This window comes from Micromonospora sp. MGP-C2 (genome assembly GCF_057766525.1).
This window is the reverse complement of sequence record NZ_JBYMEN010000002.1, coordinates 72,411-88,058: the sequence shown is the minus strand read 5'-3', so window position 1 is coordinate 88,058 and position 15,648 is coordinate 72,411. Positions and strand designations below refer to the sequence as shown.

1 protein-coding gene is annotated in these 15,648 nt (G+C 74.1%); it reads right to left on the bottom strand.

The window, feature by feature from the left end:
- Positions 1–3: 3 nt before the first annotated feature.
- A complete protein-coding gene (locus AC3CF1_RS00080; RefSeq protein WP_488449196.1) occupies positions 4–15,639 on the bottom strand; it encodes a type I polyketide synthase in 15,636 nt (5,211 codons plus the stop codon).
- Between the last annotated feature and the right edge of the window lie 9 nt (positions 15,640–15,648).

Here is a 15,648-nt window from a genome sequence, read left to right as displayed (position 1 = left end):
GGTTCAGCGAGAGGAATCGAGTGCCAGCCGGATGAGGTCGTCCTCATCCAGTCCGTCGAGGTCGGTGCCGTCGGGCTCCCCGGCGGTTGGTTCGGCGTCGTCACCGGTGCCGTCGGCGAGGCGCAGCAGGGCGTCCAGCAACCCGGCGGCCCGCAGCCGGGCCGGGGAGATCTCGGCGAGCGCCTGCCGGATGCGGGCGTCGTCGTCGAGCTCGTCCGGCCCGAACAGCTCGTCGTGCAGGTGCTCGGCGAGGACCAGGGCGTTGGGGTAGTCGAAGATGAGGGTGGTGCTGAGCCGCAGACCGGTGCTCGCGTTGAGCCGGTTGCGCATCTCGATGGCGGTCGCCGAGTCGAAGCCCAGCTCCCGGAACGCCCGCTCCGGCTCGACGAACTCGGCCGACGGGTGGCCGAGGACGGCGGCGGCCTCCGCCCGTACCGTCTGGAGCAGGGCCCGGTGCCGCTCGCCGCGGGACAGGTCGCGCAGTCGGGTGTGGAGCGCGGACGCCCCCTGGCCGCTGATGGCGGCCTGGTCGGCCTCGCGGATCCGGCGCACCTGCGGCAGTTCGTGCAGCAGCGGCCGGGGTCGGGCCGACTCGTAGGCGGGCGCGAACCGCTGCCAGTCGACGTCGGCGATGGCGACAAAGGTCTCGTCGTGGTCCAGGGTCCGGGCCATGGCGGCGATGGCCAGGTCGGGTGCCATCGCGGCGAGGCCGCGTCGGCGCAGCTGCTCGACGATAGCGGCGTCGGACATGCCGCCGCCGTCCCACACCCCCCAGGCGATCGAGGTGGCGCGCAGGCCGCGGGCCCGACGACGGGCCGCGAGGGCGTCGAGGTACGCGTTGGCCGCCGCGTACGCGCCCTGCCCGCCACCGCCCCAGACACCGGAGTTGGAGGAGAACAGGACGAACGCGCTCACGTCTCCGACGAGGTCGTCGAGCAGCGCGGCACCTGCCGCCTTGCCGTCGACCACGTCGGCGAACTCGTCGAGGCCGGTGTCGGCGAGCGACGCCGAGCGGGCGACACCGGCGGCGTGGAAGACGGCGGTGAGGTTGTCGATGGCGTCGAGCACGCCGCTGAGCCCGTCGCGGTCGGCCGTGTCGCAGGCGGCGATGGTCACCCGGGCGCCGAGCTGTTCCAACTCGGTGCGCAGGTCGTCTGCGCCGGGGGCGTCCGGGCCTCGGCGGCTGGTGAGCACCAGGTGCTCGGCGCCGCGTCCGGCCAGCCAGCGGGCCACGTGTGCGCCGATCGCGCCGGTGCCACCGGTGATCAGTGTGGTGCCGGTCGGCGTCCAACCGGTCGTCGGTGCCGGGCCGCTGAGGGGGGCGGGGCGCAGGCGTCGGGCGTGGACGCCGTTGTCGCGTACCGCGATCTGGTCCTCGTCGTCGATGCCGGCGACGGCGGCCTGGAAGCGGGTGAGCGCGGCGTCGTCGAGCCGGGCCGGCAGGTCGATCAGTGCGCCCCAGCGGTCCGGCTGCTCCAGGCCGAACACCCGGCCGGTGGCCCAGACCTGGGCCGGCCCGGTCAGTGGCGGTTCGTCGGTGGCGGTGACGGTGACCGCGCCGCGGGTGACGATCCGGAGCCGTCCGGGCATCCCGGCGTCGGCCAGGGCCTGGATCAGCAGCACGGTCGCGGTCAGGCAGGGCGGGACGGCGCCGTCGGTGTCCGGGGCGACCGCCAGCAGGGACAGCACACCCGAGATGGCGGGGTCCGGGCCGGTCGCCGCGCTCAGTTGTGCGGTCAGGGTGGCCCGGTCGGTCGTCGCCGGGTCGACCTCGACGACGACGGCGGTGCCGCCGGCCTGCTCGATCGCGGCGGTGGCGAATGTGGTCTCCGTCCGCGCGGTCGGGGTGGTGAGCAGCAGCCAGGTGCCGGTGAGCAACGCGTCGGTCGGCTCGGGCAGGGCGGTCCAGCCGACGGTGTAGCGCCAGGTGTCGGTGGTGCCGCGTTCCTTGCGGGTACGCCGCCAGGCGGTCAGGGCGGGCAGCAGATCGGTGCCGTCGTCGGTGATGCCGAGTGGGGTGAGGTCGCCGTTCTCCACGGCCTGCCAGAACTCGCTGTCCATCGGGTCCACGACCGGCACTGGCGCATCGCCGACGGGCCAGAAACGCTGGTGTTGGAAGGGGTAGGTGGGCAGGTCGACGGTCCGGGTCGCCGGGATGACGGTGGTCCAGTCGACGGGTGCGCCGCAGACCCATGCCTCGGCCAACGACCGGACCATCTGCTCGGGCCCGCCCTCGCCACGACGCAACGTGCCCACCGTAGCCACCTCGGCGGTGTCGGCGATCGCACCGGTCAACACGGGGTGCGCGCTGACCTCGATGAAGATCCGGTGCCCGGCCGCGTATGCCGCCGCGACCGCCAGGTCCAGGCGCACCGGCTGACGCAGATTGCGATACCAGTAGCCGGCGTCCATCTGACCGCCGTCCTCCACCGTGGAGAACACCGGCACCGCACCGGGCTGCGCTCGCACCCCGTCGAGCAGACGCGCCAGTTCCGTTTCCACCGGCTCGACCAGAGCGCAGTGCGAGGCGTAGTCCACCTTGACCCGCTTCGCCCGCACCCCGGCCGCCTCCGCAGCAGCCAGGAACGCATCCAGGTCAGCACCCGCGACAGCGACACTCGTCGGGCCGTTGACCACGGCGACACTCACACCCTCGGTCAACAACGGGGTGACCACGTCCAGACCGGCGTTGACCGACACCATCCCACCAGTGCCCGACAGCGCGAGGAGTGCTTGACTACGCAACGCGACGACCTTGGCGGCGTCGCTCAGTGACAGCACCCCGGCCACACAGGCCGCCGCGATCTCCCCCTGCGAATGGCCGATCACCGCGTCGGGGGTCACGCCCCTGGCCCGCCACACCTCCGCCAGGGACACGTGCACCGCCCACAACACCGGTTGCACCACGTCCACGCGCTCCAACGGATCGTCCGAGCGCAACACCTCCAGCAGATTCCAGTCCACGAACGGATCCAAAGCCGCCGCGCACTCCGCGATCCGCGCCGCGAACACCGGCTCCGCATCCAGCAACTCAGTGGCCATGCCGACCCACTGCGAACCCTGACCCGGGAACACGAACACCACACCGGCCGTACGGGCCGCACCGGAGATCACCGTGCTGGACGGCGACCCGTCGGCCAGGGCCGCGAGGCCACTGCGGTGATCCGGACCGAGCACGACCGCCCGGTGGTCGAACGCCGCCCGCGACACCGCCAGCGAGTACGCCACCTCCGCGGCAGCGCCACCCCACTCGACGAGCCGCTGCGCCTGACCGGCGACCGCCTTCGGGCTGCGCCCGGACAACAACCACGGCACACCCGGCTCGGCCACCGCCGACTCGACCACCGGTGCGGCCGGCGGCTCCTCGATGATCACGTGCGCGTTGGTGCCGGAGACCCCGAACGACGACACCCCGGCCCGGCGCGGGCGCTCCCCCGCCGGCCACGGCCGCGCGTCCACGAGCAGCTGCACCGCACCCGCCGACCAGTCGACGTGCCCGCTGGGCCGCTCGACGTGGACGGTCCGCGGCATGGTGTCGTGCCGCATCGCCTCGATCATCTTGATGATGCCGGCGACACCCGCGGCGGCCTGGGTGTGGCCGATGTTCGACTTGATCGAGCCCAGCCACAGCGGCTCGTCGGTGGGCCGGTCCTGACCGTAGGTGGCCAGCAGTGCCTGCGCCTCGATCGGGTCGCCCAGCCGGGTGCCGGTGCCGTGCGCCTCGACCGCGTCGACGTCGGCGGTGCTCAGGCCGGCGTCCGCGAGGGCGGCCCGGATGACGCGTTGCTGCGACGGCCCGTTCGGGGCGGTCAGCCCGTTCGACGCGCCGTCCTGGTTGACAGCGGTCCCCCGCACCACGGCGAGCACGCGGTGACCGTTGCGCACCGCGTCGGAGAGCCGTTCCACCAGCAGCACGCCCGCGCCCTCGGCCCAGCCGGTCCCGTCGGCGTCGTCGGAGAAGGACTTGCACCGGCCGTCCGGCGCCAGGCCCCGCTGCCGGGAGAAGTCGACGAACGTACCCGGGGTCGCCATCACGGTCACACCGCCGGCGAGCGCCATGGCGCACTCGCCGTTGCGCAACGCCCGCACCGCGAGGTGCAGGGCGACGAGGGAGGACGAGCACGCGGTGTCCACTGTGACCGCCGGGCCCTCCAGACCGAAGGTGTACGCCACCCGGCCGGAGACGACACTGCCGGCGTTGCCGACGCCCAGCAGACCCTCGACTCCGTCAGCCGCCCCGAGACGGCTGACGTAGTCGTGGTACATCACCCCAGCGAACACACCCACCTGCGCTCCCCGTACGACCGCCGGGTCGATCCCGGCCCGCTCGAACGCCTCCCAGGAGGTTTCCAACAGCAGCCGCTGCTGCGGATCCATGGCGAGAGCCTCCCGTGGCGAGATCCCGAAGAATCCCGCGTCGAAGTCGCCCGCGTCGTAGAGGAAACCGCCCTCCTTGGTGTACGTGGTCCCAGGATTGTCAGGATCGGGATCGAACAACACCCCTACATCCCAGCCCCGGTCAGGGGGGAACTCCCCGATCGCGTCACCCCCCGCGTCGACCAGCCGCCACAGGTCCTCCGGCGTGGTCACACCGCCCGGGTAACGGCAGGCCATGCCGACGATGGCGATCGGCTCGTCGGCGGTGACCGCCCTGGTCACACCGGCGGTGGGGCTCTCGTCGGAGCCGCCGAGCGCGGTGTTCAGGTGCTCGGCCAGGGCCACTGGGGTCGGGTAGTCGAAGACCAGGGTGGCGGCCAGCCGCAACCCGGTCGCGGAGTTCAACCCGTTGCGCAGCTCGACGGCGGCGAGAGAGTCGAAGCCGAACTCGCTGAACGGGCGGTCCGCGGCAACGGCCCTCCCGGATCCGTGGCCGAGCACTCCGGCCACGTGGGTGCGTACCAGATCGAGCAGTTGGTCCCGGCGCGCCGCCGGCGCCAGACCGGCGAGCCGGCGCACCAGTGCCTCGTCGCCGGACACGCGGCCCGCGCGCTGCCGGGGGATCGCGCGGATCATGCCGCGCAGCACGCCAGGAACGTGCGACGGGGTCGCCGACGGGTCGATCCGGACCGGTACGAGAAGGGCCTGATTGTCGGCGCAGGCCTGGTCCAGCGCGGTGAGCGCCACGTCGGTGGACAGTGGCAGCACACCGGAGCGGGCCATCCGGTCCAGTTCGGCCGGGGCGAGACCGGCCGCCATGCCGTCCGCCCATGGTCCCCAGGCCAGTGAGGTGGCAGCCAGTCCGGCGGAGCGGCGATGCGCCGCGAGGGCGTCGAGGAAGGCGTTGGCCGCCGCGTAGTTGCCCTGCCCCGGCCCGCCGAAGACCCCGGCCGCGGAGGAGAACAGCACGAACGCGGAGAGGTTCCGGTCGCGGGTGAGGTCGTGCAGGTGCCAGGCGGCGTCGACCTTGGGGCGCAGGACGGCGGCGACGCGGTCCGGGGTGAGGCCGTCGACCGTACCGTCGTCGAGGACCCCGGCGACGTGCACGACAGCGGTCAGGTCGGGTGCTCCGGCGAGGACGGCCGCGAGGGCGTCCCGGTCGGCCGCGTCGGCGGCGACCACGGTCGCGGTGGCGCCGAGCGCGGTCAGGTCGGCGACCAGCTCGGCGGCACCGGGGGTGTCGATGCCACGGCGGCCGAGCAGGATCAGGTCGGTGCTGCCGTGCCGGGTCACCAGGTGTCGGGTGACGATCCCGCCGAGGGCGCCCAGGGCACCCGTGACCAGGACGGTTCCGGTGCCGAAGGCCGGGCCGTCGCCGGTCGCGCGGTGAGGAACGAGCCGAGGTACGAGGACAGCACCCCCGCGTACCGCGACCTGATCCTCTCCGGCTGCGGTGATGGCCGCGAGCCGGGCGTCGTCCAGGTCGTCGCCGGGCTCGGCGTCGGCCAGCAGGAAGCGGCCCGGGTGCTCGGACTGGGTGCTGCGGATCAGGCCCCAGACCGCGGCGCCGGCCGGGTTCGGGACGGCGTCGCCCGGGGTCGCCGCCACCGCGCCGGTGGTGAGGACGAGCAGGCGGGTGTCGTCCTGCGCGAGGACGGCCTGCGCGGCGGCGAGCGCCTGCACGGCCAGGGTGTGCGCGGCGGCGGCCTGGTCGCCCGGGACCTGCGGGACGCGCAGCACGGTCAGGTCGTGCGTGGTCGGCCCCACGGGCACCGGGATCGGCGACCACGTCAGCGTGTGCAGCACCGAGGGCGGGGCGTACGGCCGGAGCAGCAGGGATTCCACTGTGACAGTGGGCCGGCCGAGGTCGTCGGCCAGCTCGATCCGGACGGTGTCCGTCGCGGTCACTGTCAGTCGGGCCCGGGCCGCGCTGCCGGTCTGACCGTGCCGGGTGACGCCGGTCCACGAGAACGGGACCTTGGCGTCCCGGCCGGCGTCACCGGTCAGGCCGAGGACGTGCAGTGCGGCGTCCAGCAGCGCCGGATGCGCCGCGTATCCGTCGGCGTCACCGTCGAGGGCCAGGTCGGCGTGCAGGCTGCCGTCGGTGGCACGCCACGCCGCGCGTAGCCCACGGAAGACGGGACCGTAGTCGAGGCCGCGGTCGGCCAGGTCGTCGTAGAGGTCGCCGACGTCGAGCGAGGTCGCGCCGGGCGGGGGCCACTCGCCGGTCACCGGGGCCGACAGGGTGGCGGGGCTGACCGTACCGGTGGCGTGCGCCGCCCACCGTACGCCGTCGGTGGTGGCGTGCACCGCGACCGGGCGGCGGCCGGCGTCGTCCGCCGGGCCGACCCGGACCTGGAGCTGCACGCCGCGTTCGCCGGCTACCACGGGAGCGGAGAGAACGAGGTCGTCGACGTGCTCGCAGCCGGCCTCGGTGCCGGCGGCGAGGACCAGTTCGAGCAGCGCGGTGCCGGGCACGACGACCGATCCGGCGATGCGGTGGTCGGCCAGCCAGGGCACCGAACCGGTGGTCCAGTGGCCGGTGTGCACCCGCTCGTCGTCGCTGCCGGCCAGTGGGACCATCGCGCCGAGCAGCGGGTGCCCGCCGGTGCCGGTTTCGCCGACGGCGGCAGCCGGCCAGTAGCGGCGGCGCTGGAAGGCGTAGGTGGGCAGGTCGATGAGGCGTCCGCCGGTTAGGCACGGCGTCCAGTCGACCGCGACGCCGCGCACGAAGGCCTGGGCCAGGGCGGTGAGCAGCGTGGTCGGTTGGTCGCGGTCAGAGCGTTGCACGGGTACGAACACCGCGTCGCTGACGCAGTCAGCGCCCATGGCGGACAGGACCCCGTCGGGGCCGATCTCGACGAACGTGGTGACACCTGCGGCCTCCAGGGCGGTAATGCCGTCGGCGAAGCGGACCGCCTCTCGCACGTGCCGCACCCAGTAGTCGGCGTCCTGCGCCTCCGCGACCTGCCCGGTCACATTGGACACCACCGGGATCCGGGGCTGCGCATAGGTCAACATCTGTGCGACCTGCGCGAACTCGGCGAGCATGGGCTCCATCAGCACCGAGTGGAACGCGTGACTGACCCGCAGCCGCCTCGACTTCTTGAAGTTCGCCGCGACTGCGGCGACCTCGCCTTCCGTGCCGGACAGCACCACCGAACGCGGACCGTTGATCGCCGCGACGGACACCCCCTCGGTGAGCAGCGGCAGCACCTCCGCCTCGGTGGCCCGGACCGCCACCATCACCCCGCCCGACGGCAGGGCCTGCATCAACCGACCTCGGGCCGCGACCAGCTTCGCCGCGTCAGCCAGGGACAGCACCCCGGACACATGCGCGGCGGCGACCTCCCCGATCGAGTGCCCCACCAGGTAGTTCGGGGTGACACCGAGCGACTCGACCAGCCGGAACAGGGCGACCTCGACGGCGAACAGGGCGGTCTGCGTGTAGACGGTCTGATCCAGGTCGTCGCCCTCGGCGATCACCTCGCGCAACGGCCGGTCCAGGTGGACGTCCAGCTCCGCGCAGGCCGCGTCGAACGCCTCCGCGTACACCGGGAACGACGACGCCAACTCCAGACCCATTCCGGGCCGCTGCGACCCCTGACCCGAGAACACGAACGCCGTCCGGCCGGTCACCGATGTGCCGGTCACCAGGGCGGGGGCCGCCTGACCGGCGGCGAGGGCTTCCAGCGCGGCACGGCCGAACGCCACCGCCCGGTGCGGGAGGCGGGCCCGGCCGGCGAGGGTGTGTGCGACGTCGGCCAGATCCCGGTCACCGTCGGTCAGCAGCCGGGCGGCCTGCGCGGTCAGCGCCTGGGGGCTGCGGGCGGTGAGCACCAGCGGTACGTCGCCATTGGCGTCCGCCCGCTCGTTGCCCCGGACCGGGTTCGGTGCGGGTGCGGCTTCGAGGATGACGTGCGCGTTGGTGCCGGAGACACCGAACGAGGAGACCGCCGACCGGCGCGGACGCCCGTCACCCGTCCACTCGCGGGCCTCGGTGAGCAGGGCGACCGAACCCGACGACCAGTCGACGTGCGTGGTCGGCTCGTCCGCGTGCAGGGTGCGGGGCATCAGGCCGGCCCGCATCGCCATGACCATCTTGATGATGCCGCCGACCCCGGCGGCGGCCTGCGCGTGACCCAGGTTCGACTTGATCGAGCCGAGCCACAACGGCCGGTCGGCGGCGCGGCCCTGGCCGTACGTGGCGAGCAGCGCCTGCGCCTCGATCGGGTCACCCAGCACCGTTCCGGTGCCGTGGGCCTCCACCACGTCGACGTCGGCGGTGGACAGACCGGCGTCGGCCAGCGCGGCCCGGATCACCCGCTGCTGGGCGGGCCCGTTCGGGGCGGTCAGACCGTTGGACGCGCCGTCCTGGTTGACGGCCGTGCCACGGACCAGCGCGAGCACCGGGTGACCGCGCCGGACCGCCGTGGACAGCCGCTCGACCAGCAGCACACCGACGCCCTCGGACCAGCCGGTGCCGTCGGCGCCCGCCCCGAACGCCTTGCAGCGACCGTCGGCGGCGAGCCCGCCCTGTCGGGAGAACTCCAGGAACATGGTGGGCGTGGCCATCACCACGGCGCCGCCGGCGACGGCCATCGCGCACTCGCCGTTGCGGATCGCCCGGATCGCCAGGTGCAGCGCGACCAGCGACGCCGAGCAGGCCGTGTCCACAGTGACGGCCGGGCCCTCGAAGCCGAACGTGTACGCGAGCCGGCCGGAGATGACGCTGGCGGCGGTGCCGGTGAGCAGGTAGCCGGCGCTGGCGTCGCGACCCTGGAGCAGGGTGTCGTACCCCTGGGCCGATGCGCCGACGAACACGCCGACCGGCTCGCCGCGGACCGTCTCCGGGTCGATGCCGGCGCGTTCCAGGGCCTCCCAGGTGGATTCCAGCAGCAGCCGCTGCTGTGGGTCCATCGCCAGGGCCTCGCGGGGCGAGATGCCGAAAAAGTCGGCGTCGAAGTCGGCGGCGTCGTGCAGGAAGCCCCCACGGTCGGTGGCCGAGCCGCCGTCCCGTCCGGTATCGAAGAGGTCGGCCCGCCACCCACGGTCCGTCGGGACGGCGGTGATGCCCTCGGCGCCGTCGGCGACCAGCCGCCACAACTCCTCCGGGGTGCTGATGCCACCCGGGTAGCGGCAGGCCATCGCGACGATCGCGATCGGGTCGTCGTCGTCCCCGGCGACCTCGGCAGACGGTTGCGGTGCCTGCGGGATCGCGCCGCCGAGCAGTTCGTCGCGCAGGTGGGCGACGAGCGCCAGCGGGCTCGGATGGTCGAAGGCGAGGGTCGCGGACAGCCGGAGCCCGGTCGCCGCTCCGAGCCGGTTGCGGAGTTCGACGGCGGTCAGCGAGTCGAACCCGAGCTCCTTGAAGGCACGACCAGCGACGATGCCGGACGGGTCGTGCCCGAGGACCGCCGCGACGTCCGCCACGACGATCTCCAGGAGGATCCGTTCGACCTCGGCGGGGGCGGCGGCCAGGCGACGGCGCAGCGCGGTCGCCGCGTCGGCCGGTCCGGCGGTGCCGGCCGGGCGGGTAGCGCCGCGGACCAGACCGCGGAGCAGCGGCGGCGGGGTGGTGCCGGCCGCGACCGTGCGGGCCAGTCGCACCGGCACGCTCAACGACTCGTCGATGCCGAGCGCCGCGTCGAACAACGCCAGCCCCTCGGCGGTGCTGAAGCCGAGCACACCGGTGCGGTCCATCCGCCGCGTGTCGGTGTCGTCCAGCCGCCCGGCCATGCTGGTCGTGGCGGTCCAGGGACCCCAGGCGAGCGAGATCGCCGGCCGGCCCTGGGCGCGCCGGTGCGCGGCGAGCCCGTCCAGGAACGCGTTCGCGGCCGCGTAGTTGGCCTGGCCCGCCGCGCCGAGCAGCCCGGACAGCGACGAGAAGAGCACGAACGCGGCGAGTGGCTGATCCCTGGTGAGGTCGTGCAGGTGCCAGGCGGCGTCGGCCTTGGGGCGCAGCACGCCGGCAAGCCGGTCGGGTGTCATCGCGTCGAGCACGCCGTCGTCGAGGACGCCGGCCAGGTGGACGACAGCGGTCAGCGGCCGGTCGGTGGTGCTGGCCGCCACCAGGGCCGCGGCGGCGCTGCGGTCGGCGACGTCACAGGCGGCCACTGTCACGCTCGCGCCCAGGCCGCGTAGTTCGTCGGCGAGGTCGGCGGCGCCGGGCGCGTCCGGGCCACGACGGCCCGCCAGCACCAGGTGCCGGGCGCCGTGGGTGGTGACCAGGTGCCGGGCGACGGCTGCGCCGATCGCGCCGGTGCCGCCGGTGAGCAGGACGACACCACCCGGGTCCAGGGCGGGCGGGACGGTGAGGACCACCTTGCCGACGTGGGCGGCCTGGCTGACGTGCCGGAACGCGGCGCCGGCCGAGCGGACGTCCCAGGTGGTCACCGGCAGCGGTCGCAGTGCTCCGGCCTCGAAGAGATCGACCAGGGCGCGCAACATCTGCTGGATCCGGTCCGGTCCGGCCTCGATGGTGTCGAAGGCCTGATAGCTGATGCCGTACGCGGCCGTGATCGCGGCGGGGTCGCGGACGTCGTTCTTGCCCATCTCGGCGAACCGACCGCCGCTGGCCAGCAGCCGCAGCGAGGCGTCGACGTGTTCGCCGGTGAGCGAGTTGAGCACCACGTCGACCCCGTGGTCGCCGGTCGCGGCGCGGAACCTCTCCTCGAAACCGGTGGTCCGGGACGAGGCGATCCGGTCGCCGGCAACACCCAGACCGCGCAGCGTGTCCCACTTCGCGGGGCTGGCCGTGCCGTAGACGGTGGCGCCGAGATGGTGGGCCAGCTGCACGGCGGCCATGCCGACGCCGCCGGTGGCGGCGTGCACCAGCAGCGACTCCCCGGCACGCAGGCCGGTCAGGTCGACCAGGGCGTAGTAGGCGGTGAGGAAGACGATCGGCACGGCGGCGGCCTGCTCGAACGTCCAGCCGGCCGGGATTGGCGTGATCAGCCGGTGGTCGGTGACGGTCACCGGGCCGAACGCGCCGTAGAACATGCCCATCACCGCGTCGCCGACCCGCACCCCGTCGACGCCGGGGCCGATGGCGGTGACGACACCGGCGCCCTCGCTGCCGAGCTGGGCGACGTCGGGGTACATGTCCAGGGCGATCAGGACGTCGCGGAAGTTGAGGCCGGTGGCGCGGACGGCGATCCGGACCTGGCCCGGGCCGAGCGGTTCGTCGACCTCGGGGCACGGGACCAGGGCGAGGTTGTCCAGGGTGCCCTTCACCGGGACGTCGAGGCGCCAGGGGACGCCGGCCGGCGGGATCAGGGCGGGGCCGGTCGCGGCGCGGGCCAGGCGGGGGGCGAACAGGGTGCCGTTGCGGGCGGCGATCTGCGGTTCCCCGGTGGCGAGCGCGGTGGCGAGCGCCGCGTCGTCGTCGTGGCCGTCCAGGTCGACCAGGACGAAGCGGTCCGGGTTCTCGGTCTGGGCGGTCCGGACCAGACCCCAGACCGCCGCCGCGGCCAGGTCGGGAACGTCCTCGTCGGGCGAGGTCGCCACCGCACCGGAGGTGACCACGGCGAGGCGGCTGCCCGCGTCGGTGGTGTCGCGCAGGAACCGCTGGAGCAGGTCGAGCGTGGCGGCGGTCGCGGTGTGCACCGTTGCCACCGGATCGTCACCGGCGGTCTCCGGGCGCCAGACCTGCGCCGGGACGGTGGCCGTTCCAGCGGCGGGCGGCGAGGCGACGATCGGGGCCCACGCGAGGCGGTGCAGGGCGTCGGCCACCGGGAGTGCCTTCGGGGTGGGCGGGGCGTACGGGCGGAGCACCAGGGAACCGACAGTGGCGACCGGCTGCCCCGTGGTGTCCCAGACGTCCAGGGTGACGGTCTCGGTGCCGCGCAGCCGCACCCGGATCGTGTCGGCGCCGACCGCGTGCAGGGTGACGCCGTTCCAGGCGAACGGGACGGCGGCCGGTTCGTCGCCGGTGCCCGTGCAGCCGAGGGCGTGCAGGGCGGCGTCGAGGAGCGCTGGGTGCAGCCCGAAGCCTGTGGAGTCGATGCTCTCGGGTGCGCGTACCTCGGCGAACGTGTCCCCCAGCGGGCCGCGCCAGACGGCTTCCAGGCCACGGAACGCGGGCCCGTAGGCCAGGCCGCGTTCGACCAGCGCGGGATAGAGGTCGGTGAGGTCGACGGGCTCGGCGCCCGGCGGCGGCCACTCGGCCGGGGCGGGCGCCGCGCTGCCGGTGACGGCGAGGGTGCCGGAGGCGTGCACGGTCCACGTCTCGCCGTCACCGCTGTGCACGCTGACGCTGCGGCGGCCGTCGGCGTCCGCAGCGCCGATCCGGACCTGCACCTGCACGCCCGCGGGCGGCAGCACGAGCGGGGTGGCGAGGACCAGGTCCTCGACCGTCTCGCAGCCGATCTCGGCACCGGCCGCGAGGACCGCCTCGAGCTGGGCGGTGCCGGGGACGACGAGGTCCCCGGCGACCTGGTGATCGGCGAGCCACGGGTGCCCGGCGGCGGACCAGTGGCCGGTGAAGAGGTGTTCGTCAGCACCGGCCAGGGAGACGGAGGCACCGAGCAGCGGGTGGTCGACACCGGTGAGGCCAAGGCCCCGGGTGTCCCCGGCCGGCGCGACGCCGGTGGCGGGCCAGTACCGCTGCTGCTGGAACGCGTAGGTGGGCAGGTCGACACGGCTGCCGCCGGCGGCCAGCACGGTCCAGTCCACCGCGGCGCCCCGCACGTACGCCTCGGCCAGCCCGGTGATCAGGGAGGTCACCTCGGGACGGCCCCGGCGCAGCAGGGGCAGGTAGGCGGCTTCGGTGTCGTCGCTCTCCCGTGCCATCGCGGTGAGGACGCCGTCCGGGCCGATCTCCAGGAACCGGGTGACACCGCGGCCCCGCAGCCACGCGATGCCGTCGGCGAACCGGACCGCGTCGCGTACGTGCCGGACCCAGTAGTCGGCGTCCTGCGTGCCGGCGAGTTGCCCGGTGAGGTTGGAGACGACACCGATGACCGGGGCGTGGTAGGTCAGGGTGGTCGCCACCTGCGCGAACTCGGCCAGCATCGGCTCCATCAGCGCCGAGTGAAACGCGTGACTGACCGCCAGCGGCTTGGACTTCTCGAAGTGGGCGACGACCGCCGCCACCGCGTCGGGGGCACCGGACAGCACCACCGACCGGGGACCGTTGACCGCGGCGATGTCCACGCCCTCGGTCAGCAGCGGCAGCACCTCGACCTCGGTCGCCCGTACCGCCACCATCACCCCGCCGGCCGGCAGCGCCTGCATCAGTCGGCCCCGCGCCGCCACCAGCGTCGCGGCGTCGGCGAGGGACAGCACACCGGCGACGTGCGCGGCGGCGATCTCCCCGATCGAGTGCCCCACCAGGTAGTCCGGTGTGACCCCGAACGACTCGACCAGCCGGAACAGGGCGACCTCCACCGCGAACAGGGCGGCCTGCGTGTAGACGGTCTGTTCCAGGTCGACCCCGTCGGCGATCACCTCGCGCAGCGGACGGTCGAGGTGCGGGTCCAGTTCCGCGCAGACCAGGTCGAGTGCCTGCGCGTACGCCGGGAAGCGCGCGGCGAGCTCAAGGCCCATACCGTGGCGTTGGGAGCCCTGACCGGAGAACAGGAACGCGGTGCGGCCGTCCTGGACCGCGCCGGTGACGGCCCCGGCGGTGACGACGCCGTCGGCCAGGGCCGCCAGGGCACCCGGCAGGTCGGTGCCGGTGACCACGGCCCGGACCGGCAGCGGTGAGCGGGTCGCGGCGAGCGAGTAGGCGATGTCGGCGTGGGTCGCCGTGGCGGTGGCCGCGAAGGCGCTCAGACGGGCGGCCTGGGCCCGCAGCGCCTCCGGGGTGTGGCCGCTGAGCACCCAGACCGGGTCGGTGCCGGCCGGCGCAGGCGTCGCCGGGGCGTCCGCCGCCGGGGCCTCCTCGATGATCGCGTGGGCGTTGGTGCCGCTGATGCCGAACGCGGAGACCGCCGCACGACGTGGTCGCTCCCCCGGCGCCCACTGGCGCTCGGCGGTGAGCAGTTGGACGTTGCCGGCCGTCCAGTCCACGTGCGGGGTGGGCTCGTCGACGTGCAGGGTGCGCGGCATGACGCCGGCCCGCAGTGCGAGCACCATCTTCATCACGCCACCGACACCGGCCGCGGCCTGGGTATGGCCGAGGTTGGACTTGAGCGAGCCGAGCCAGAGCGGTTCGCCGTCCGGACGGCTCTGGCCGTACGTGGCGAGCAGCGCCTGCGCCTCGATCGGGTCGCCGAGCCGAGTGCCGGTGCCGTGTGCCTCCACCAGGTCGACGTCGGCCGCTGTGAGTCGGGCGTTGGCGAGCGCGGCCCGGATGACGCGCTGCTGCGCGGGCCCGTTGGGGGCGGTGAGACCGTTGGAGGCGCCGTCCTGGTTGACCGCGGTGCCCCGGATGACGGCGAGCACCGGGTGGCCGTTGCGGCGGGCGTCGGAGAGACGCTCCAGCAGGAGCAGTGCGGCGCCCTCGGACCAGCCGGTGCCGTCGGCCGCGGCGGCGAACGGCTTGCAGCGGCCGTCCGGGGCGAGGCCACGCTGACGGCTGAACTCGACGAACGCCTCCGGGGTGGCGAGCACTGTGGCGCCACCGGCGAGGGCCAGGGAGCACTCCTGCTGCCGCAGGGACTGGACCGCCAGATGCAGCGCGACCAGTGAGGCCGAGCAGGCGGTGTCGATGGTGACCGCCGGACCCTCCAGGCCGAACTGGTACGCGATCCGCCCGGAGAGCACGCTGGCCGCGCTGCCGGTCAGCCGGTAGCCCTCGATGCCGTCCTGGGTGTGCCGCTGCAGCAGGGTGTCGTAGTCGCGGCCGCTGATGCCGACGAACACGCCGGTCCGGCTGCCCCGCACGCTGTCGCTGGGGATACCGGCCCGCTCGAACGCCTCCCAGGCGGTCTCCAACAGCAGGCGTTGCTGCGGGTCCATGGCCAGGGCCTCGCGCGGCGAGATACCGAACAGCGCCGGGTCGAAGTCGGCCGCCTCGGCGAGGAACCCACCCTCGCGGGCGTAGCTCTTGCCCTTGGCGTCCGGGTCGGGGTCGTAGAGCCCGTCGACGTCCCACCCACGGTCGTCCGGAAAGTCACCGATCGCGTCCCCGCCGGCGGCGACCAGCTCCCAGAGCTGCTCGGGCGTGCTGACCCGGCCCGGGTAGCGGCAGGTCATCGCGACGATCGCGACGGGCTCGCCGGCCGCCGTCTCCACCTCTTCGAGCCGCCGCTTGCTGCGTCGCAGCTCGGCGGTCATCCACTTGAGGTGGTCGAGCAGCTTCTCGTCGTTCGCCATGACACGTAC